18 protein-coding genes are annotated in these 21,022 nt (G+C 72.1%); 8 read left to right on the top strand and 10 right to left on the bottom strand.

All coding sequences use genetic code 11. The features are described from left to right. Positions 1-225 precede the first annotated feature (225 nt). Positions 226-2,520, top strand: a complete 2,295-nt coding sequence (locus U9R90_RS30585) for a hypothetical protein (protein WP_411060112.1) — start codon at positions 226-228, stop codon at positions 2,518-2,520. A 43-nt stretch (positions 2,521-2,563) separates the two neighbouring features. On the opposite strand, the gene U9R90_RS30580 is transcribed toward U9R90_RS30585, so the two are convergent. After that, positions 2,564-3,889, bottom strand: coding sequence for an ABC transporter substrate-binding protein (locus U9R90_RS30580; RefSeq protein WP_411060110.1), 1,326 nt, complete (start codon positions 3,887-3,889; stop codon positions 2,564-2,566). Between the two features lie 117 nt (positions 3,890-4,006). Between U9R90_RS30580 and U9R90_RS30575 the strand changes: the two genes are divergently transcribed. Both U9R90_RS30575 and purU read left to right on the top strand, forming a co-directional pair. Further along, entirely contained in the window at positions 4,007-4,507 is a 501-nt protein-coding gene (locus U9R90_RS30575; protein ID WP_411060108.1) for an SCO4402 family protein, read from the top strand. Positions 4,508-4,525: 18 nt separating this feature from the next. Continuing rightward, positions 4,526-5,416: a formyltetrahydrofolate deformylase gene (gene purU, locus U9R90_RS30570; RefSeq protein ID WP_411060107.1), complete on the top strand. Its 891-nt coding sequence runs from the start codon at positions 4,526-4,528 to the stop codon at positions 5,414-5,416. A 24-nt stretch (positions 5,417-5,440) separates the two neighbouring features. Here the strand turns inward: purU and U9R90_RS30565 are convergent, their stop codons facing one another. Both U9R90_RS30565 and U9R90_RS30560 read right to left on the bottom strand, forming a co-directional pair. Continuing rightward, positions 5,441-6,742 (bottom strand): zf-HC2 domain-containing protein, encoded by a 1,302-nt coding sequence (locus U9R90_RS30565; RefSeq protein ID WP_411060105.1) that lies wholly within the window; start codon positions 6,740-6,742, stop codon positions 5,441-5,443. After that, positions 6,739-7,320: a sigma-70 family RNA polymerase sigma factor gene (locus U9R90_RS30560; protein ID WP_411060104.1), complete on the bottom strand. Its 582-nt coding sequence runs from the start codon at positions 7,318-7,320 to the stop codon at positions 6,739-6,741. The genes U9R90_RS30565 and U9R90_RS30560 overlap by 4 nt, the downstream gene beginning before the upstream one ends. A 289-nt stretch (positions 7,321-7,609) precedes the next feature. Between U9R90_RS30560 and U9R90_RS30555 the strand changes: the two genes are divergently transcribed. Together U9R90_RS30555 and U9R90_RS30550 are read left to right on the top strand one after the other, a co-directional pair. Then, entirely contained in the window at positions 7,610-7,984 is a 375-nt protein-coding gene (locus U9R90_RS30555) for an STAS domain-containing protein (RefSeq protein WP_411060102.1), read from the top strand. A gap of 410 nt (positions 7,985-8,394) precedes the next feature. Beyond that, a complete protein-coding gene (locus tag U9R90_RS30550; protein WP_411060100.1) occupies positions 8,395-9,819 on the top strand; it encodes a PAS domain-containing protein in 1,425 nt (474 codons plus the stop codon). On the opposite strand, the gene U9R90_RS30545 is transcribed toward U9R90_RS30550, so the two are convergent. Further along, complete coding sequence (locus U9R90_RS30545; protein WP_411060099.1) at positions 9,816-10,571, bottom strand: SIS domain-containing protein; 756 nt, start codon at positions 10,569-10,571, stop codon at positions 9,816-9,818. The genes U9R90_RS30550 and U9R90_RS30545 overlap by 4 nt on opposite strands. 178 nt (positions 10,572-10,749) lie before the next feature. On the opposite strand from U9R90_RS30545, the gene U9R90_RS30540 reads away from it, so the two are divergent. Together U9R90_RS30540 and U9R90_RS30535 are read left to right on the top strand one after the other, a co-directional pair. Next, the gene (locus U9R90_RS30540) at positions 10,750-11,442 is read left to right on the top strand and encodes a metal-dependent transcriptional regulator (RefSeq protein WP_156725010.1); all 693 of its coding nucleotides are present in this window, start codon (positions 10,750-10,752) and stop codon (positions 11,440-11,442) included. 592 nt (positions 11,443-12,034) lie between these two features. After that, positions 12,035-12,895 (top strand): alpha/beta fold hydrolase, encoded by an 861-nt coding sequence (locus U9R90_RS30535; protein ID WP_411060955.1) that lies wholly within the window; start codon positions 12,035-12,037, stop codon positions 12,893-12,895. Positions 12,896-12,958: 63 nt separating this feature from the next. On the opposite strand, the gene U9R90_RS30530 is transcribed toward U9R90_RS30535, so the two are convergent. Continuing rightward, complete coding sequence (locus U9R90_RS30530; RefSeq protein ID WP_411060097.1) at positions 12,959-14,068, bottom strand: citrate synthase 2; 1,110 nt, start codon at positions 14,066-14,068, stop codon at positions 12,959-12,961. A gap of 316 nt (positions 14,069-14,384) precedes the next feature. On the opposite strand from U9R90_RS30530, the gene pdxH reads away from it, so the two are divergent. Next, a complete protein-coding gene (gene pdxH, locus U9R90_RS30525) occupies positions 14,385-15,026 on the top strand; it encodes a pyridoxamine 5'-phosphate oxidase (RefSeq protein ID WP_411060954.1) in 642 nt (213 codons plus the stop codon). 29 nt (positions 15,027-15,055) lie between these two features. Here the strand turns inward: pdxH and U9R90_RS30520 are convergent, their stop codons facing one another. The 5 genes from U9R90_RS30520 to U9R90_RS30500 form a co-directional block, all read right to left on the bottom strand. Next, the gene (locus U9R90_RS30520; RefSeq protein WP_411060096.1) at positions 15,056-15,682 is read right to left on the bottom strand and encodes a TetR/AcrR family transcriptional regulator; all 627 of its coding nucleotides are present in this window, start codon (positions 15,680-15,682) and stop codon (positions 15,056-15,058) included. After that, complete coding sequence (locus U9R90_RS30515) at positions 15,670-16,416, bottom strand: enoyl-CoA hydratase family protein (RefSeq protein WP_411060095.1); 747 nt, start codon at positions 16,414-16,416, stop codon at positions 15,670-15,672. Before U9R90_RS30515 ends, U9R90_RS30520 begins: the two co-directional genes overlap by 13 nt. Further along, on the bottom strand, positions 16,413-17,990 hold the full coding sequence (locus U9R90_RS30510; protein WP_411060093.1) for a 4-coumarate--CoA ligase family protein: 1,578 nt from the start codon (positions 17,988-17,990) through the stop codon (positions 16,413-16,415). The genes U9R90_RS30515 and U9R90_RS30510 overlap by 4 nt, the downstream gene beginning before the upstream one ends. 355 nt (positions 17,991-18,345) lie before the next feature. Further along, on the bottom strand, positions 18,346-20,076 hold the full coding sequence (locus tag U9R90_RS30505) for an acyclic terpene utilization AtuA family protein (protein WP_411060091.1): 1,731 nt from the start codon (positions 20,074-20,076) through the stop codon (positions 18,346-18,348). Beyond that, a complete protein-coding gene (locus tag U9R90_RS30500) occupies positions 20,069-20,926 on the bottom strand; it encodes a TIGR03084 family metal-binding protein (RefSeq protein ID WP_411060090.1) in 858 nt (285 codons plus the stop codon). Before U9R90_RS30500 ends, U9R90_RS30505 begins: the two co-directional genes overlap by 8 nt. Between the last annotated feature and the right edge of the window lie 96 nt (positions 20,927-21,022).

Genomic DNA, 21,022 nt, shown 5'->3' with positions numbered 1-21,022 from the left:
CCGTTTTCGCATTTATCGTGAAACGCTTTCGCGTTTTTCGTGCGCCGCTTGGGACAGGTCACTTACTCCACCTCCATCCGTTCCCGTTTTCGCATTTATCGTGAAACGCTTTCGCGTTTTTCGTGCGCCGGACGGTGCGGGAGCTGCGTTTCGGCTCACTGGGGCGACCCGGTAGCGTGAGTCGACGACTGAGCAGGTCCCCCATACGTATACGTAGGAGTCCCGGTGACGACGCAGAGCGGACAGGGCGAGGAGCCGCAGCTTCCCGCGGCGCGGCCCGCCCACGAGGGCGTCGTGCTGCCCGCGGACAGCGGCGGCCCCCGCGCCGCCGCCTACGGGGACCAGGCGGTACCGGCAGGCGGCCAGCCGTGGGGCGCCCCATGGGGGCCCGCACCGGCCCCCTCCGGCCAGCAGCCGGGCGCGTGGCCCCAGGGACCGCAGACACCGCCGTACGCGCAGGGGGCACCCGGGGCGTCGTACCCACAGGGCCAGCAGGGCGGACCGCCCGCACCGGCTGGCCCACCCCAGCAGCCGGGAACGCTGCCGCAGCAGGGCGGGCCGTACCAGGGCGGGGCCCCGCAGCCCGGCGCGCTCCCGCAGCAGGGCTCGGCTGCGCGGCAGGACGGCCCGGCGTACCCGCAGGGCGCGGCGCCGCAGCCCGGCTCAGCGCCCCAGCAGGGCATAGCTCCGCAGCCTGGCGAGCTGCCCCAGCACGGCGCACCGCAGCACCCGGGCATAGCCCCGCAGCCCGGCGCACCTCAGCACCCGGGCGGCCTGCCGCCGCAAGACGCGTCGTACCAGCCGAGCGGGACCCAGCAGCCAGGCGCACTGCCGCAGCAGGGCGGGCACCAGCAGCCCGGAGCGCTCCCGCAACAAGGCGCGCCCCATCCGCAGGGCTCAGCTCAGCAGAGCGGGCCCGCACAGGCAGGCGCCCCCCAGCAGCCGAGCACGCAACCGCAGCAGGGCGGGCGCTATCAGCAGGGCGAGGCCCAGCAGCCCGGCGCACTCCCGCAGCCAGGCGAGCTGCCCCAGCAGGGCGGGCCGTACCAGCAGAGCGGGGCCCAGCAGCCCGGCGCGCTGCCCCCGCAGGGCGCACCGCAGCCCGGCGCGCTCCCGCAGCAGGGCGCACCCAACCCGCATGACGCGGCTCAGCGCAGCGCTCCGCACCAGCAGGGGGCGCCGCAGCACGGTGCGCCCCAGCAAGCGGGGGTGCCCTCGCAGCCCGGCGCCCTTCAGCAGCCGGAAGCGATGCCCCCGCAGGGCGCGCACCGGGCTCCGCTGCCGCCCGAGGGCGCGGCAGCGCAGCACAGCCGCCCCCAGCAGACGGCCGCGCCGCACGGCTCGGGCCAGCAGTCAGGCGCCCCGTACGCGCCCCAGCAGCCCGGTGCGCTGCCTCCCGAGAGCGGCGGCGACGCCGATGCCACGCAGTACATCGCCCCTGTGCCGCCCTCCGGTGCCGAGGACGGGGCCACTCAGCTGATCGCGCCGGTCCGAGGAGGCCAGGCGGGGCACCCGGAGGCGACCCAGTACCTGGGGCGGGTGTCGGCGCCCGATGACGACGCCACGCAGTTCGTGGCCCCCGTGCCCGCGGGCGGGTCCGATACGGATCCCACGCAGTACATAGCCCCGGTGCCGGGCAACACATCCGTGCCCCCGCCGCCGCCCGGCGCACCCCTCGGCATCCGCCCCGGCGCCCCCGGCGACCGGGACCGGCAGCCGCCCGCCGAGTTCGACAGCCTCTTCCGGAGCGAGTCCCCGGCCGCCGAGTCCGGGACCGACTCCACCCAGCAGATGCCCCGCTTCGAGCACCCGGACGAGGCGCCCGCCGCCCAGCCGCAGGGTCGCGCGGCACGCCGCGAGGCCGACGCGGCGGGGCGCGGCCGTACCGGGTCCAAGGTGCCCCTGCTGGCCGCGTTCGGCGTACTCGTCGCACTCGGTGTCGGCGGCGGCGCCCTCCTCAGCAGCGCCGGCGGCACCGACGACAAGGACGAGCCGAAGGCCGCCTCCGCGCCCGCACCGGACGAGGACAAGAAGCCGTCGCCGTCCCCGACGCCGACCGTCGACCCGGTCAAGGCGCAGGCGACCGAGCTGGACAAGCTCCTCGCGGACAGCAACAACAGCCGCGCCGCGGTGATCCGCTCCGTGGAGAACATCAAGCGCTGCGACCAGCTCGGCAAGGCCGCGACCGACCTGCGCGACGCCGCACGGCAGCGCAACGACCTGGTCTCCCGGCTCGGTGAGCTCTCCATCGACAAGCTGCCGGCCAACGGCCAACTGTCGACGCACCTCAACAAGGCCTGGAAGGCGTCCGCTTCGGCCGACCTGCACTACGCCAACTGGGCCGACCAGGTCGCGGGCAAGAAGGGCTGCCACAAGGGCCAGGCACGCGGCACGGGCCAGACCGCCGCGGGCAACCGCGCGAGCGGCGAGGCGACCCAGGCCAAGGAGCAGGCGGCGCGCCTGTGGAACGCGATCGCCGACGAGCACGGCCTGACGAAGCGCACCAAGGCCCAGCTCTGAGCGGCCGGGGGCGGCTGCCAAGGCCGCCGCCCCCGTACGCCGTCTACGTGGTCTGCTCCAGCGTCGTCGAGACGTCGACCGCCTCCTTGCGGGCCGCGACGAGCCGCCCGTCGCGCACCATCTGGAAGGTCACGTGCGCGTTGACCAGGCGCGGATACGAACGCCCCGCGATGGTGTCCTCGAAGCGCCAGCTCAGCGGCGGTGTGAGGTCACCGGTCTCCACCCGCAGCCCGTCGTTGAGCGTCCGGCTCACCGTCCGTGCGCTGACCTCCGAGCCATCGCCGAGCGACTCGACGACCTGCTGGAACACGGTGTACGCGATCCAGGTCGTCTGCACCCCCGCGTTCGAGGGCTCGATGCGGTTGTCGCCGAAGGCGTGCTCCTTGATCACCTTCCGCATCGGCGCCCAGCGCTCGTCGTCGGCCGCCGGGTACCAGCCGGTGAGGAAGGCCCCTTCGTACGGGCTCTTCTTGCCGCCCGTACGGTCCACCAGGGACTGGTCCACGCTGCCGAGCACCGAGGAGATGCGTACCTGCTGGAAGTCCTCCTGGGCGCGCCGGAAGGAGTCGACGAACGTGTCCGTACGGTCGCCGAGCGCCACCGTGACACAGCCCTCGCGGGCCCGCTCCGTGGCCTGCGCGGTGCCGACCTCGGCCGCCAGGGACGCGGGCGCGCCCGCCTTGGCGATGGCCTCCTTGGCCTGCGGGGTGAAGTTGGTGGCGTCCTCGGCGGCGAGGATGTCGGCGGCCTCGGCGCGCTCGCCCTCCGCGAGTCCGGTGTTGAGCAGCGCGGGCAGTTTGTCGCCCGCGATGGTGTCGGGCCGTACGAGGGCGACCCGTTCGCAGTCGTCGGCCAGCTGGCGGCCGTTGCCGGCCATCAGCGCGGCCTGGCCACCGTTGACGGGGTACGACACGGGGCTGGTGAACTCGGAGTCGGTGAGGCCGTAGCCGCCGATGTACGGAATCCCGGCTGCTTCGAGCGGGGAGACGAAGGCGCGGGCGTGCTGGCTGAAGGCGCCGACCACGGCGACGACGTCCTCGTCGACCGCGCGCCGGGCGCACTCGGCGGCGCCCACCTTGTCGTTGTGGTCGTTGCAGGTCAGAACCTTGAGCTCGCGGCCGTGCAGGCCGCCGTTGGCGTTCACCCAGCGGGCGTAGGCCTTGGCCATCGCGGGAACGCCGGGCGCGTTGATCTCACGGGTCTTCTCGGGTGCCCAGGTCATGACAACGACGGGCCCCCCGGAGCCCCCCGTGGCTCCAGGGAGTACGCCGCAGCCGACCGTCAGCGACGTACACACCGCTGTGGCGGCCACGGCGAGCGCGGCGGTCTTGGGCGGGCGGGGAAGCACGTTACGTAGCCGGACGGTCATGTCCCCACACGATTCACGGCCCCCACGAACCGTCGTGTGATCTCTGTTCAACACACGGTGACGTGAAGGTGAACTACAGGGGCTGGTTCGGCAGCGCACATGGGGAACGTACGATCGATGACCGTGCAAGGTTCGGAGAACTCTTCCCGTCGCGGCCGTCGCTCCCCCACCATGGGCGGCATGCCTTTGAACGACATGCCGTGGTGGCGCTGGCGCAGCAATGTGCGCTCGGCGCTGCACATGCTCTCCGACCCGGTCTTCCAGCAGGAGTGCTGGCTCGTCGGCCGTGAGGGGTACGGAGACGTCACCGATGCCGTGTACCGGCTGGTCGAGGACACCTGGCTGGACAACTGGTCGGCGGAGAAATACGTCGGCACGATCTTCCGGGACTCGGCCGAGGCGGCGCTGGTCGATGTCGCCGTACTGCGGGTGCTGCGGATCATGCACGAGGTCGGTCCCGACGCCCCGGTCTCGGCCTACCTGGAGCACCACGGGTGGCCGGAGGCCGTACGAGCCGCGCGCGACGCCCATGTGCGGCTCGCGGTCAGTGACGGCGACGACCCGGACACCGCGCCCCGCACGCTGGAGGTACTGCGGATTCTGACCCGGTCGGCCTGAGCGCGTAGCCTGCTCCGCATGAGTGAGCAGCCCGCGCCGGTCGTCGCACAGGTCAAGCAGCCCGAACAGTACGTCCTCACGCTGTCCTGCCCGGACAAGCAGGGAATCGTGCACGCCGTGTCCAGCTATCTGTTCATGACCGGCTGCAACATCGAGGACAGCCAGCAGTTCGGCGACCACGACACGGGCCTGTTCTTCATGCGGGTGCACTTCTCGGCCGAGGCGCCGGTGACCGTGGACAAGCTCCGGGCGAGCTTCGCCGCGGTCGGCGACTCGTTCCAGATGGACTGGCAGATCCACCGCCCCGAGCAGCGGATGCGGATCATCCTGATGGTCTCCAGGTTCGGGCACTGCCTGAACGACCTGCTGTTCCGGGCGCGGACCGGGGCGCTGCCGGTGGAGATCGCGGCGGTCGTCTCCAACCACACGGACTTCGCCGAGCTGGTCGGCTCGTACGACATCCCCTTCCACCACATCCCGGTGACCAGGGACAACAAGCCGCAGGCGGAGGCCCAGCTGCTTCAGCTGGTGCGCGACGAGGGCGTCGAGCTGGTGGTGCTCGCCCGCTATATGCAGGTCCTTTCGGACGATCTGTGCAAGCAGCTCAGCGGCCGGATCATCAACATCCACCACTCCTTCCTGCCGAGCTTCAAGGGCGCCAAGCCCTACCACCAGGCGCACATCCGCGGGGTGAAGCTGATCGGCGCCACCGCGCACTATGTGACGGCGGACCTCGACGAGGGCCCGATCATCGAGCAGGAGATCGAGCGGGTCGGCCACGCGGTGACGCCGGAGCAGCTGGTGGCAGTGGGCCGCGACGTGGAGTGCCAGGCGCTGGCGCGGGCCGTGAAGTGGCACGCGGAGCACCGGATCCTGCTGAACGGGCGGCGTACGGTCATCTTTACCTGAGACAGCCCGTCCTCCGGGCGGCGGCTACATTCGGCTCAGCGAGGCCGCCGCCGACAGGACGTCCTCGATCGCCTGGCGGTCGCCGTGCTGCCCGGCCGCCGCCTCCTGCGGAGACACATGCCCCGCGGCCAGCTGGGAGAACTCCACGCTGTCCAGGGCGACATGGGCCACCTCGCGCTCCGACGACACGGCCGCTCCGGGCGAGTCGAGGGCGATGAACCACTCGCCGCCGCCCAGGCCCTCCACTTCGAGCCGCACCGTCCGCCCGGGCGCACCGGCCGCGACCAGCTGTCCGGACGGGGCCGCGAGACCGGCGCGGCGGCGTTCGGCGAGTGCGGTGGGCAGCATCCGGGCGGCGAGGTCGATCATCTGGTTCAGATGCCGGGGCGCCGGAGGCTCGTACGGGTAGTCCACCGCGTCCGCGATATCGCCCGCGTGCACCCAGCATCCGAAGGCGCGGTCGAGCAGCGAGTCGCGCAGCGGCAGCTGGTCGGGGCGGCTCGGGTGCGGGCCGTACGGAACGGAGAGCTCGGCCGAGCCGCTGCCCGCGAACGACACCGTACGGATCAGGGTGTGGCTCTGCTCCCGCCAGGGGAGGCGCACGCCGCTGGTGGTCGGGTGGTGGGACGCGGTCCAGTACGCCTCGGTGCGGGCCTGCGGGGCGCGATCCTGCGGGGCCTGGTCGCCCAGTGGGTCGTCGAGTCCGAGGGCCAGTGCCACCAGGCCGTCCACGGTCAGCAGGTGGGCGATGACTCCGGCGACGGTGGTCCTGCGGTTGACCTGGCGCTCACCCTCGTACCACTTCAGCCGCACCGGCGCGTGCCACTCGCCGTCGCCGATGTCCTGCAGCAGCGCGTCGAGCCGCGCGGTCTCCGCGTCGTACGGAACGGCCCATTCGGGTACGGGGATGCGGGGCGGCCTGCGGTCCAGGCACCCGGCGAGCACCCGCGACCTGAGCCCCGGATCGAGGTCCAGGCTCTCCTCGGGGTGCAGCAGCCCCACGGCGTCCCGCAGCCGCAGCGCCTCCTCGGCGCAGGGGCCACAGCTGCCCAGGTGCAGCTCGACGGCCTCGGCTTCGGCGGGCGAACAGGCGGACAGCGCCCAGGCGCCGAGCAGCGACTTGAGTACGCCGTGGTCCAGCCGGGGCGGTGCGGGCGGCGGCACGACGGCTTCGGGCAGCGGGCGTCCGGTGTCCTCCACCGAGGAGCGGGGTGTGGGTATCTGCGGCCGCCCGGGACCCTGGTCGGGCCGCTGCCCCGCGCTGTTGTCGTCCCCGCCACTGCCGCCCGCACCCTCGCCGGTGGGCTCGAACGGGTCCGCGTTCACAGTGCTCTCCCGTAGCCCGGCGGTGGTGCCGCCGCCGGGCGTGGTTCGTTGGCCGTGGAGAGCAGTTGCAGCCCGAGCCGGAGCCTGCGCCTGGCCTCGTCCTCCGTGACTCCCAGGTCGATGGCGGTCTGGCGGTAGTCACGCCGCTGGAAGTACGCGCTCTCCAGGGCGGCCCGCAGGGGCGCGGGCATGGACGTGACGATGTAGTCGGCGCGGGCGGCGGCCGATGCGCGCAGGACCTTGCGCTCCAGGTCCTCGGTGGTCCCCTCACCGCCGTCGGCGAGCGCGGCGGTCTCGGTCTGGCGCAGCCGCCGTACCGCGTGCCGGTGGGTGAGACCGGCGACCCAGGAGCGCAGCGAGCCCTGCTTGGGTTCGTACTCCTCGGGGTTCTCCCAGACGTGGGCGAAGACCTCGCGGGTGACGCGGTCGGCCGCTTCGTCCTCGCCCAGCACCCGGTGGGCCAGGCCGTGCACCAGTGATGCGTAGCGGTCGTAGAGCTCCCCGAGCGCGGCCGCCTCGCCGCGCGCCAGCCGCTGCTGCATCTTGCGGTCCCAGCGGGGTGGTGCGTGCTTGGCCATGTGGCCCCTCCCCTTGCGCCCTCGTTCTGCGTGCGCTCTCGCTCTGCTTGCGCCCTTGTTCTCGTCCTCGTTCTGCCTGGTGTACCCGCCGTACCCACGATCATGGCGGCCGTACACCCTCACCTCGAATGTAGTGGGCAGGTACGACAGCGCACGCCGCTTTACCCCAACGTGCGCCCTCGGGTCCCCGGCGGGCAGCGGACAGTAGTGTTTTACGGAGCGGCGGCAGGGCAGCCGCGAATGAGGAGGCGCAGGGAACGCTTCCGGGCCGGCAAGTGAGAGGCATGGCGTGACGCTCAGAGTGACCGAGGGCGAGCAGAGCGGCTGGGTCGTCGTGCGGGTCTCCGGCGAGATGGACCTGGTGACCTCGCCGATGCTGCGCCAGCGCGTCCACAACGCGGTCGCCGACGGCCGCCGCGACCTTGTTCTCGACCTCTCCGAGGTCCAGTTCTGCGACTCCAGCGGCGTCGGCGTGCTGATCGCGACCCGCCGGCTGATCCGCTCCTGCCAGGGCAATCTGCGCCTGATCCTGCCTGCCCAGGGCGCGGAGGACGGTTCGCACGTCAACCGGGTGCTCGCGGCGCTTGGTGTACGTCGCCTCTTCGAGGTCTACCCGGATGCGGCGACGGCGGTGGATGACGGGGCGAGTCCGTTGTCCGCGTGACGTCTTCCTGGCTGTCTTTCCCGGCTGTCTTTCCCAGACGCAGGCGACCCGCGGGCTCGGGTTCCCCCTGAGGGGAGCCGGCCGGACGTACCGGCGAGCCCGCGGGTCGGGTGACTGCTTGGGATTGGGCCGGCTGCGCGCATCTGTCACGCGCTGGTCCGGCACCGCACATCGTGCGACGACGGGCCGCTAGCCCGCAGTCACCTCACGCGTCCGGTTTCCATACATCTGCCGAACCACCTCCCTTCTCGTGTGCCCCACACCCTAGGAAGCCCCCTTGGGGCCCCACAACCGAATTTCCGAGACGCAACGATTTCCAGGAACAACGTGTGGGCTGCGTCACGTTCCAGTTGAATGATCCGTGTACCGCACATGCCGACTGGCGGACTTCTCCCGCAGGGGGTGAACAGGTGAGTGCTTCCCAGCGCGGTGGAACCACGGACTCCCTGGGCTCGGGAGGCCCAGAGCCCGAACCCGAGCGCGAGACCGACTCCGAGACAGAGACTGAGACCGAGCGTGACGGCCCTGGGTCCGAGGACCTGCTCGCCGCGCTGCTCGACGGCATGGACGCCGCGCTGTGCGCGTTCGACGCGGACGGTGTGGTGACGCACTGGAACCGCGAGGCCGCGCGGATTCTGGGCTGGTCGGCCGACGAAGCCGTCGGCCGACGCGGCTTCGCCGGGTGGGCGGTGCGGACCGCCGACGCCGAGGAGGTCGAGGGGCGGCTGCTCTCCGCGATGCACGCGCCGGGGCGGCAGGTCCACGAGTTCGCACTGCTGACCAAAGACGGCGGGCGGGTTCTCGTACGGACCCAGTCCGCGGCCGTACGCGGACCCGACGGGAAGTCCGCGGGGGTGTACTGCGCCTTCAGCGAGGTGCATACGCAGATCGACCTGGAGCGGTCGATCGCGCTCAGCGAGGCGCTGCTCGAGGACGCCTCGTGGGGGGTCGTGCTGGTCGACGCCGACCTGCGGCCCGCCGTCGTCAACGCGCACGCGGCGCGGGCACTGGGTGTGGGGCGTACGGCGATGCTGGGGCGCCCCCTGGGGGAGCTGATCACTCAGGGCGCGGAGGAGTTGGAGAGCGCCCTCACCCATGTACTCGCGGAGGGCGCGCCCCCGGCGCCGGCCGAGCTGTGGGTGTCGGTGCGTACCGACGAGGGTGAGCGGCGGCGGTGCTGGCGCAGCGGGTTTCTGCGGCTGGCGTCGCCGCTTGCGGAGGAGCCGGTGCCGCTGGGGGTCGGGTGGCTGTTCCAGGACGTGACGGAGTCACGGCAGGCCGAGCAGGAGGCCGCGCAGCTGCGGTTCCGGAGCAACCAGTTGCACCGGGCGGGGCATGCGGCGGCGGAGTGCGAGGACCCGATGGAGGCGGCGACGGTCCATCTGGACTTCGCGCTCGCCGGGTTCGCGGACCATGCGCTGATCGACCTCGCGGCGGAGCTGGAGCCGTTGCGGCTGGTGCGGGCTGCGGCGTCGCCTGGCGGGTCGCCTGGGCCGGTGCAGCCCGCGGGGCGGGCGGGGCTTCCGGTGCGGTATCCGGAGGGGCATCCGGCGCTGCAGTGTNCCGGTGGTGGGGGGTGCGCGCGGACCGCCCAACCTCGACCCCACCACCGGGCTCGCTATACCGCTACCGGGTCACCTCGCGCGGCGGGAGCACGTGCCCCCCAGCGCGCCCCCGCCCCACAACGAAACAGAACGCACCCCCACGCCACGGCGCACCGTGAACACAAGCCCGAGGGGCACCCTCACCCCCGACACCCCGCACCGTGCAACCAAGCCCGAGGGCGCACCCTCACGCAAGCCGAGGGGCGCGCCCTCACCCCCGCGCGGAGCTAGTGGCGGTAGAAGATTCGCGCGCCGTACTGGTTCAGGACGCGGCCGTTCCACTCGTGGCCGCCGTCGACGTTGCCCGAGCGAAGCAGCGGGGGATCGACACCGAGCGCGGCGAGCCCCGCGGCCGCGCTGGCCATCATGGCCTGGAGGATCGCGCTGGTCACGACGCTGGACGCGGGTCCGAACGGCGCACTGACCCCCTCGGCGGTGAGCTCCGCGTCGCCGACCGCGATCTTGCTGTCGAGCACGATGTCGCAGTGGTCCTTGAGGAAGGTCCCAGAGACGTGGCGGGACTTGGTCTCCGTCGCGTACGCCACGGAGGTCACCCCGATGACCTTCAGACCCAGCGCACGGGCGTTCATCGCCATTTCGACGGGCAGCGCGTTCCGGCCGGAGAGGGAGATGATCACCAGGACGTCGCCGGCCTGGGCCGGGCTCGTGTCGAGGACCGCGCCGGCGAGCCCGTCCACCCGCTCCAGCGCCGAGCCGAGCGTCGCCGGCATGACGTCGATGCCGACCGTGCCGGGTACGGCGAGGAGGTTCATCAGGGCCAAGCCGCCCGCGCGGTAGACGATGTCCTGCGCGGCGAGCCCGGAGTGCCCGGCGCCGAAGGCGAACAGCCGGCCGCCCGCCTGGACGGTGTCGGCGAGCAGGGTCCCGGCGTCCTCGATCGCGGACGCCTCCTCGGTGCGGACCCGCTCAAGCAGGCCGATCGCGGCCTGAAGGTACTGGTCCGCCAGTTTGCTCTCGCCCATCACGCAGGCCCCTCTTCCGTGGTGTCGCGGATCACGTTGCGGTCTGGACCAGTGGACTGTCAATACGGCCGCACAGAAGGACGGCGGCCGCTTCCCCTGGCGCGGCACGGTTGTCAGCGGTATGCGTCAGAATTGGGGGAGGCGGGTTAGCGCGACGATTGCTTATCGAGGGGCACGTATGTCCGGACTGATCGACACGACGGAGATGTACCTCCGCACCATCCTCGAGCTGGAGGAGGAAGGTGTGGTCCCGATGCGCGCCCGAATCGCCGAGCGGCTCGACCAGAGCGGCCCGACCGTCAGCCAGACGGTGGCGAGGATGGAGCGGGACGGCCTGGTGGCCGTCGCCAGCGACCGGCACCTGGAGCTCACCGACGAGGGCCGCAGGCTGGCCACGCGCGTGATGCGCAAGCACAGGCTCGCCGAGTGCCTGCTGGTCGACGTGATCGGGCTGGAGTGGGAGCAGGTGCACGCGGAGGCCTGCCGCTGGGAGCACGTGATGAGCGAGGCCGTGGAGCGGCGGGTGCTCGAACTGCTGCGGCACCCCACCGAGTCTCCGTACGGCAATCCGATCCCGGGCCTGGAGGAGCTGGGCGAGAAGGCCGAGGCCGACCCGTTCCTGGACGAGAACATGGTCAGCCTCGCCGACCTGGACCCGGGCGACGAAGGCAAGACGGTCGTGGTGCGGCGGATCGGGGAGCCCATCCAGACCGACGCCCAGCTGATGTACACGCTGCGTCGGGCCGGTGTGCAGCCGGGCGCCGTGGTGAGCGTGACACAGGCCGCGGGCGGGGTGCTGGTGGGCAGCAGCGGCGAGGCGGCGGAGCTGGAGGCGGAGATCGCCTCGCATGTCTTCGTGGCCAAGCGCTGACCGGCCGAACGTGAAGGGACCGGGCCGCACACCGCGCCCGGCCCTTACGGAATCCGTCACTCCCGCCTCAACCACCGCGTGTATGCGGGGACTTGGCGGTACGATTCCAAGATTCACTGCGCAGAATCGCAGCGGCCGAACATTTTGCGTGCAAGGCTGTCGCGTGAGGCATATGACCTGAGGGCTCTTGACCGGGTGGTGGCGGTGTCTGGCCACGTCTGCCCGAGTGCGCCCCATGCGGTCGAGGAGGGGCGGGACGATGTGCCGTAGACGCCGCACAAGCCGTGGGCACGGCCACGACGCAGAGGGCCCCGGCGCCCTGCGGCGCCGGGGCCTGTCCTCCCCTGTGCTGACCCGGAGCCCCGAGCTCCCAGGGTCATTCCCCTCGGACCGTTTTCCCCGAGCGGCCCGCCTCCCGCAGAAGATCTCCCCTCGGCCGCGCCGATCAATCCTTGAGTACGGTCACTCGAACGAGGGGTGTTGCCGACAGAAACGGCATTCCCGAATAGGGGTTCGATAACGTGCCCGTACGGTGGGACGTACCGGGTGGTTCAAGGAACGTAAGACCTCAGTTTGGGGGGTGCCAGAACTGATGGTGCGGCGCATCGAGGTAACCGGAGCCGGCGGCGCACGCCTGGCTGCCTGGGAATTCGCCGACCCGCCCAAGACCAGGGAGGTCGACCGCTCGCCTGGCGTGCTGTTACTGCACGGCCTGATGGGCCGCGCCTCACACTGGGCGGGCACCGCCCGCTGGCTCGCCGAGCGGCATCGCGCGGTCGCACTCGACCAGCGCGGCCACGGCCAGAGCGACAAACCGCCGCACGGCCCGTACACCCGCGAGGCCTATGTGGACGACGCCGAGGCCGCACTGGTCCAGCTCGGCCTCGCCCCCGCCGTACTGATCGGCCACTCCATGGGCGCGCTGACCGCCTGGCAGCTCGCCGCCCGCCGCCCCGACCTGGTGCGCGGCCTGATCATCTGCGATATGCGCGCCTCCGCGCTCGGCGCGGCCTCGCAACGCGAGTGGGAGGACTGGTTCAAGACCTGGCCGGTGCCGTTCGCCACGCTCGCCGACGTCCGCAAGTGGTTCGGCGAGGACGACCCGTGGGTGGAGCGGCCCAATCCGGCGCGCGGCGCCTTCTACGCCGAGGTGATGGCCGAGCACGAGGACGGCTGGCACCCCGTTTTCTCCCGCGACCAGATGCTCGCCTCGCGGGCCACCTGGGTGTACGACGCGCACTGGGAGGAGCTGGCGCAGGTGCAGTGCCCCGCCCTGGTGGTACGCGGCCTCGACGGCGAACTGGGGCGCGCCGAAGCCCAGGAGATGGTCCGCGTACTCCCCCGCGGCGAGTACGCGGAGGTGCCGGACGCCGGGCATCTCGTCCACTACGACCAGCCCGACAGCTGGCGCACGGCCGTCCAGCCGTTCCTGGACGGCGTGCTGACCGGCTGACTGACAGCTGAGCGAGTGGCTCGCCGGACGGGCTTTCTACGAGCCCGTCCGGCCAGGCAACGGTCAGTGCACGATGTCCGTGATGTCGTCGAATCCCGCGATCTCGCGCGGGCCGCGGCTGCCGGGCCCCGTGTAGCGCGCCGACGGCCGGACCAGGCGACCGGTGCGGCGCTGCTCCAGGATGTGCGCGCTCCAGCCCGCCGTACGGGCGCAGGTGAACATCGAGGTGAACATGTGCGCCGGGACCTCCGCGAAGTCCAGCACGATCGCCGCCCAGAACTCCACGTTCGTGGCCAGGACGCGGTCCGGGCGGCGAGCGTGCAGCTCCTCCAGGGCGGCCTCCTCCAGCGCCCTGGCGACCTCGAAGCGCGGCGCCGCCAGCTCCTCGGCGGTACGGCGCAGCACCCGGGCCCGCGGGTCCTCGGCGCGGTAGACCCGGTGCCCGAAGCCCATCAGCCGCTCGCCCTTGTCGAGCGCCTGCTTGACGTACGCCCTGGCGTCCCCGGTGCGCTCGATCTCCTCGATCATGCCGAGCACCCGCGAGGGCGCGCCCCCGTGCAGCGGCCCCGACATCGCGCCGACCGCCCCGGACAGCGCGGCGGCCACGTCGGCGCCGGTCGACGCGATCACCCGGGCGGTGAAGGTGGAGGCGTTCATGCCGTGTTCCGCGGCCGACGTCCAGTAGGCGTCGACCGCCTTGACGTGCTTGGGGTCGGGCTCGCCGCGCCAGCGGATCATAAAGCGCTCGACCACCGATGCGGCCTTGTCGATCTCACGCTGCGGCACCATCGGCAGCCCCTGCCCGCGGGCCGACTGGGCGACGAAGGAGAGCGCCATCACGGCGGCCCGCGCGAGGTCGTCGCGGGCCTGGGCCTCGTCGATGTCGAGCAGCGGTTTCAGACCCCACACCGGGGCCAGCATGGCCAGCGCGGACTGCACGTCGACGCGGATGTCCCCGGAGTGCACCGGGATCGGGAAGGGCTCGGCCGGCGGCAGCCCCGGATTGAACGCACCGTCGACGAGGAGGCCCCACACGTTCCCGAAGGACACATGGCCCACCAGGTCCTCGATGTCGACGCCGCGGTAGCGGAGCGCGCCTCCTTCCTTGTCGGGTTCGGCGATCTCCGTCTCGAACGCGACGACTCCTTCGAGCCCGGGTACGAAGTCGGACATCAGGCGGCTCCTCGTGATCTGTGCGGCATGGTCGGTGCGGCAGACGGTGACTGGCGCGCTGGGACGCTGTTGGTTCCGCTCGCGTTCGGGGCGACAAGCGGTCCGGATCGGGTACACCGGTGATGCCCCGTGCGGCGGGAGGTCACCCAACCAACTCCGGGAAGTCAGGACGATATCTCTTAGTGCCACCTTTGGGGAGGGGTGGCGGCACTCAGTGCCACACGATGCCCCTACCGGGGAGTGGTGTGTCGGCCGAGTGCGGGAAGATGAACAGGTGACTGATCCCGCCATCGACGGCCCTCTCGATCCCGCTGCCATGCGTGAGCACTACCGCGCGGAGGGACTCGCCGAATCCTCGCTCGCCGCTGACCCGATGGAGCAGTTCGCCCACTGGTTCAAGCAGGCGGTACGGGACGCCGACCTCGCCGGGCTGTACGAGCCCAACGCCATGGTCGTCTCCACCGCCGACATCCAGGGCCGCCCCAGCTCCCGTACGGTGCTGCTCAAGGGCTACGACGCGCACGGGTTCGTCTTCTACACCAACTACGACTCACGCAAGGCCCAGGAGATCGACGCCAACCCGGCCGTCGCGCTGCTCTTCCCCTGGCACGCGATGGCCCGCCAGGTCGTGGTCACCGGCACCGCCGCGCGCGTGCGCCGCGACGAGACCGCGGCGTACTTCCGCACCCGCCCGCACGGCTCCCAGCTCGGTGCCTGGGCCAGCGCGCAGTCGTCGGTGGTCGCCGACCGCGCGGAACTCGACCGCTCGTACGAGGAGCTGGCGGCCCGCTACCCGGAGGGCGAGCAGGTGCCGGTGCCGCCGCACTGGGGCGGCTACCGGGTGACACCGCAGACGGTGGAGTTCTGGCAGGGCCGCGAGAACCGGCTGCACGACCGCCTCCGGTACGTCCCGGCGCCGGGCGGCACCGGGTGGACCGTCGAGCGACTGGCCCCGTAAGGCACGTAACCCGTGAGGCACGTACGGCCTCAGGCGAGCGCCTCGTCCAGGAGCTTCGCCCACTGGGCCACCACCCGGTCGCGGCGGGCCGCGTCATCGGTGAGCAGGTTGGCGAGTCCCAGGCCGCGGGCCATGTCGAGCAGCCCCTGGACCGTCTCCCGTACGCCGGGCCGCGACTCGTCCGCGCCGAGGAGCTCCACGGCGATGCGGTGCGTCTCCCGGCCGACGCGTGCCTCCAGCTCCGTCACCCGCGCGCCCAGCTGCTCCTCGTTGGAGGCAGCCACCCACAGGTGCAGCGCGGCCCGGAACAGCGGCCCCGTGTAGAGCTCCACCAGGGCCGCCACGACCGCCGCCCGGTCCTGCCCCGGCAGCGCGCGCAGCGCGTGCGAGCGCTGCTCGGCGACGTACTCGACGGCGGCCGTGAACAGGTCCTCGCGGGTCCGGAAGTGGTGCTGCGCCGCGCCGCGCGAGACACCGGCGTGCTCGGCGACCACGGACACCGTGGAGCCCGCCCAGCCGCGTTCGGCGAGGCAGGCCACGGCGGCCTCGAGCAGCCGCTGCCGGGTGACCCGGCTGCGGTCCTGTTTCGGCTCCCGGTCGGGCTGACCCGAGCGGGCAACGTGGTCAAAGCGGTTTGGCGGGGTTACAACACCCATGCGGCGTCCCGTCGTTCGATAAATGCGGTGATGCCTTCGCGCGCGTCGGGAGACTTGAAGAGCCGCGCCGACTCCAGTACGAGCTGCTCCTCGTCCCGGTCGAAGACTCTCAGCACACTAGCCGCGAGCAGTTCCTTCGTCGCGGCCAGGGCACTCGGCGCTGCCCTGCGCAGCCCGTCCAAGATCGGAGCGAGCGCTTGGTCAACACCCCCCGGCGCGGCCTCGGTGACCAGCCCGATCCTGGCCGCCTCGGCCGCGTCGAAGCGCTCTCCGGTGAGGTAGTACCGGGACGCCGCGCGGGGTTCGAGCCGGGGCAGCAGCGGCAGCGAGATCACCGCGGGGGCGACCCCGATCCGTACCTCGGTGAACGCGAAGTCGGACCCCGCCGACGCGACCGCGATGTCGCAGGCGCCCACCAGACCGAGCCCGCCCGCCCGCACGTGCCCGTCCACCCGTGCCACCACCGGTTTGGGCAGCCCGACCAGCTGCCGCAGCAGCGCGACGAACGCGTACGGGTTCGGCGGTTCCTTGAGGTCGGCGCCCGCGCTGAAGGTGCCCCCGGTGTGGGTGAGGACCACGGCCCGCACCTCCGGATCGTCCGCGCAGGCCCGCAGCGCGTCACCGAGGCCCTCGACGAGGCTGGCGGAGAGTGCGTTGCGGTTGTGCGGCGAGTCCAGCGTGAGGGTCGCGATCCCCCGCTCGTCCCGCCGCCCGACGGCCTTCTCGTCGCTCACCCGGTCTCCTTCTCCCTGGTCCGCAGCTCCCGCCGCAGAATCTTCCCGCTGATCGCCCGCGGCACGGTCTCGATGAACTCCACCCGCCGGACCTTCTTGTACGGGGAGACCCGATCGGCGACGTACGCCGTGACCTCGTCGGCCGACAGCTCCTCGCCGGGCTGCCGCACCACGAACGCCTTGGGGACCTCGGTACCGTCCGCCTCGTACACGCCGATCACCGCCGCGTCGGCCACCTGCGGATGGGTCAGCAGCAGCGCCTCCAGCTCGGCCGGGGCGACCTGGTACCCCTTGTACTTGATCAGCTCCTTGACCCGGTCGACGACGAACAGCCAGCCGTCCTCGTCGACCCGGCCGATGTCCCCGGTGTGCACCCAGCCGTCCGCGTCGATCATGTCGGCGGTGGCGTCCGGCTGCCCCAGATAGCCCTTCATCACCTGCGGGCCACGGATCGCGATCTCGCCGTCCGCGCCGGGTTCGGCGTCCTGGGACGGGTCGTCGAGGGACAGGATCCGCATCTCGGTGGAGGCGATGAGCTTGCCGACGGCGCCGGGTGGGGTGCTCTCCGCGTTGAGCGGCGTCACATGCGTACCGGGCGAGAGCTCCGTCATCCCGTACGCCTGGCCGACGAACGGCACCCTCAGGCGCTCGGCACAGGCCACCGCCAGGTCGCCGTCCAGCGGGGCGGCCGCGCTGATCAGGTAGCGCACCGACGACAGGTCGTACTGCTCGACCGCCGGATGCTTGGCGAGCGCGAGCACCACCGGCGGTGCGACGTAGAGCGAGGTGATGCGGTGCTTCTCGATGGCCGCGAGGAAGGTGTCCAGCTCGAAGCGCGGCAGGACAACCACACAGGCGCCGTTGCGCAGCGGGGCGTTCATCAGGGCGGTGAGCCCGTAGATGTGGAAGAACGGAAGGATCGCGAGGATGCGGTCCTCCGGGCCCATCGGTATGGCCGGGTTGAGCTGCGCCAGGTTGGTGGCGATGGAGCGGTGGGTGAGCATCACACCCTTGGGGATGCCGGTGGTGCCCGACGAGTACGGCAGTACGGCGACGTCTTCGGCCGGGTCGATGTCGATGACGGGTTCCGGCGCGGTGGACCCGAGCATGTCGAGCATCGACCGGTGCCCCTCCGCCTGGTCGCAGACGAAGATCTCCCGGATGCCGCCGGTGAGTTCGGCGGCGGCGCGCGCGGTGGCGAGCAGCGGGGACACGGTGACGATCCACGCCGCGGCGGAGTCACGGAGCTGCTTGGCGAACTCCTCGGCCGTGGCGAGGGGGTGGACGGTCGTCACGGTCGCGCCCGCGCGGGTCGCGGCGTAGAACACGACCGGGTACGCGACGGTGTTCGGGCTGTGCAGCGCGACCACGTCGCCCTTGCGGACTCCGGCGTCGGCGAGGGCCGCGGCGATACGGCGGTGGAAGGTGTCGAGCTGGGCGTAGGTGAGGGTGGTGCCGTCCACGCCGTCTATCAGGGCCGGGGCTTCGCCGTACTCCGCGGCGCGGCCGAGAACGGCGTCGTGGATGGGCTGCTCGACTGCCGGTACGTCTGCGAACTCGCTGTGGAACACCATGGTGGCCTCCGGGGCGATGGGGTGCGGACGGGTGCGGTGGGTGCGGGTTGGTGGGGGTGGATGGNGCCTTGGCGTGCTCGGTGTCCAGCTCGGCGAGCTTGGCGAGCGCGGCCTCGCGGTGTGCGGTGTAGTCGGGGGATGTTGGGTCGAGGGTGGTGGGGAGGGTGGTCACGGGGTCACCTCCGGTGTGGGTGGGGCTGTGAGTGGTGGGGCTGTGAGTGGGTGGGTGCGGGTCAGAGATCTAGCCCCCACCCCGCCCCTTCCCGTAAGTCCTGCGGACGGCTTAAGAGATGCCCTCAAGCGCCGGACGGGCTGAAATCCTTTACGGGAAGGGGCGGGATTGGGGAAGGAAACCTCACGGCAGCAACCCCACCGGCACGTCGACCTCCCGCGACCGCAGCCACTCCCCCACCGCCTTCGCCTGCGGATCGAAGCGTGCCTGGGCCGCGACACCCTCGCCCAGCAACCCCTCCACCACGAAGTTCAGCGCGCGCAGGTTCGGCAGGACGTGCCGGACCACCGGCAAGGAGGCTGTCTCCGGGAGGAGTTCACGGAAGCGGTCGACCGTCAGCGCGTGGGCGAGCCACCGCCAGGCCTCATCGGACCGCACCCATACACCGACGTTGGCGTCACCGCCCTTGTCGCCGCTGCGGGCACCCGCGACCAGCCCCAAGGGGGCCCGGCGACACACCCCCGACGGCAGCGGCGAGGGCAGCAACGGCGGCTCCACCTCGGCCAGTTCGGCCGTCCGTCCAGGCCCAGGCGCCGCGACCCGCCGACCATCCCCCAGCACGGCCGTGTGCGAGACCGTCCCCCGCTCCACATACGCCGCCTCGAAGACCCCGTACGGCGCCCCCTTCCCCGGCGGAGCCGTCACATGGAATCCGGGATAGCTGCCGAGCGCCAGCTCGATCGCCGCGCCGCTCACCGCGCGCCCCACTGCCTCCTGGTCCGGGTCGCGGACGACCAGCCGCAGCAGCGCACTCGCCGTCTCCTCGGTGGCCGCGTCCGGCCGGTCCGTACGGGCCAGCTCCCACCGCACCTCCACCGGCCGGGACTTGCCCAACGCGTCCTCCAACTGCGCCCGTACCAAGGCCGCCTTGGCCTCGACGTCCAGCCCGGTGAGGACGAAGACGACCTCGTTGCGCCAGCCCCCGACCCGGTTGAGCCCGACCTTGAGCGTGGGCGGCGGTGGCTCTCCCCGTACGCCCTCGATCCGCACCCGGTCCTGGCCGTCCGGCGTCAGCCGTACGGAGTCGAGACGGGCCGTGACGTCGGGGCCCGCGTACCGGGCCGGGCCCGTCTCGTAGAGGAGCTGGGCGGTGACGGTGCCGGTGTCGACGACGCCACCGGTGCCGGGGTGCTTGGTGATGACGCTGGACCCGTCGGCGTACACCTCGGCGAGGGGGAAGCCTGGTCGGCGCGACACCTCCGCGTGCTCCGCGCGCTCCATGTGCTCGGTGAAGAAGGCGTAGTTGCCGCCCGTCGCCTGCGTCCCGCACTCCAGGACATGCCCGGCGACCACCGCGCCCGCGAGCCGGTCGTACTCCTCGGGCCCCCAGCCGAACCACCACGCCGCGGGCCCGCTCACCAGCGCCGCGTCGGTCACGCGCCCGGTGACCACGACATCGGCCCCGGCGCGCAGGCACTCGGTGATGCCGCTGCCGCCGAGGTAGGCGTTGGCGGTGAGAACGCCGTCGCCCCAGCCTCCGCGCGCGAGCAGGTCGTCGCCTTCCACGTGCGCGACCTGTACCGGGACCCCGACCCGCCCGGCGAGCTCACGGATCGCGTCGGCGAGTCCGGCCGGGTTCAGGCCGCCCGCGTTGGCGACGATCCGTACGCCTCGCTCGCGCGCCAGGCCCAGGCACTCCTCCAGCTGCCGCAGGAAGGTCTTGGCGTATCCGCGCGCGGGGTCGCGCAGCCGGTCGCGGCCGAGTATGAGCATGGTCAGCTCGGCGAGGTAGTCGCCGGTGAGGACGTCCAGGGGGCCGCCGGTGAGCATCTCGCGCATGGCGTCGAAGCGGTCGCCGTAGAAGCCGGAGGCGTTGCCGATCCTCAGCGGACCGCGACGCGGGGCCTCACTCATCGGTGGCTGCCCCGGACTCATCGGAGGCCGCCGTGGGCTCACCGGTGGCTGCCCTAGCTCCCCGCTTCGGCGCCCGCCCCTTCCCGGGCGGCCCCGCGAAGGCCTGCGCGATGTCCAGCCAGCGGTCCGCGTCCGCGCCCTCGGCCCGTACCGCCAGGTCCGCGCGGTGTGCCCGCTGGGTCACCAGCAGGCAGAAGTCGTACGCGGGCCCGGTGACCCGCTGGGCGGCGTCCTCGGGCCCGTACGCCCAGACCTCGCCGTCCACCCCGTCGAGCTCGACCCGGAACTCCTCGCCGGGCACCGGCAGCCCCCGTACCCCGTACGCGTAGTCCCGCGCCCGTACTCCGATCCGCGCCACATGCCGCAGGCGTACGGTCGGCTCCCGCCGCTGTCCGAGGCCGTCGGCGATGTCCTGGCCGTGCGCCCAGGTCTCCATCAGCCGGGCGGTGGCCATCGAGGCGACCCCCATCGGCGGCCCGTACCAGGGAATCCGGGTGCCCGGCGGGGCAGCGCGCAGGACCCGTTGCAGCTCTTCGCGGCCGTCGCGCCAGCGGGCCAGCAGTTCGGTGGGCGGCAGTGCGGCGCCCTCTTCGGCGCCTTCGTCGACGAACGACTCGGGGGCCGCGAGCGCCTTCTCGACCTCCTTGGCGAAGGCGTCGGGCTCGGTGGCCGCGAGCAGCGCGACCCGGTCCGTCCAGGCGAGGTGGGCGATCTGGTGGGCGATCGTCCAGCCTTCCGCACTGGTGCGCCACGCCCACTTCTGGACGCTCGACTTCCCTACCGCGAGGTCGAGTTCCTCACTCTCGTCGCGCAGATCGTCGAGCACGGACACAGCCATGGAGCCAGACATGGCGCGCTCCCCTCACGGGACGTCGATGTGTCCGCGAGCATGGCAGCCCGCAGATAAACAATCAAGCGTGCTGGATTATTTATCGTGCACCGGCCC

Source organism: Streptomyces sp. E11-3 (assembly GCF_046540415.1).
Classification (GTDB): Bacteria; Actinomycetota; Actinomycetes; order Streptomycetales; family Streptomycetaceae; genus Streptomyces.
Note: the sequence above shows the minus strand (reverse complement) of the source record. Positions and strands in the feature narration are given on the sequence as shown.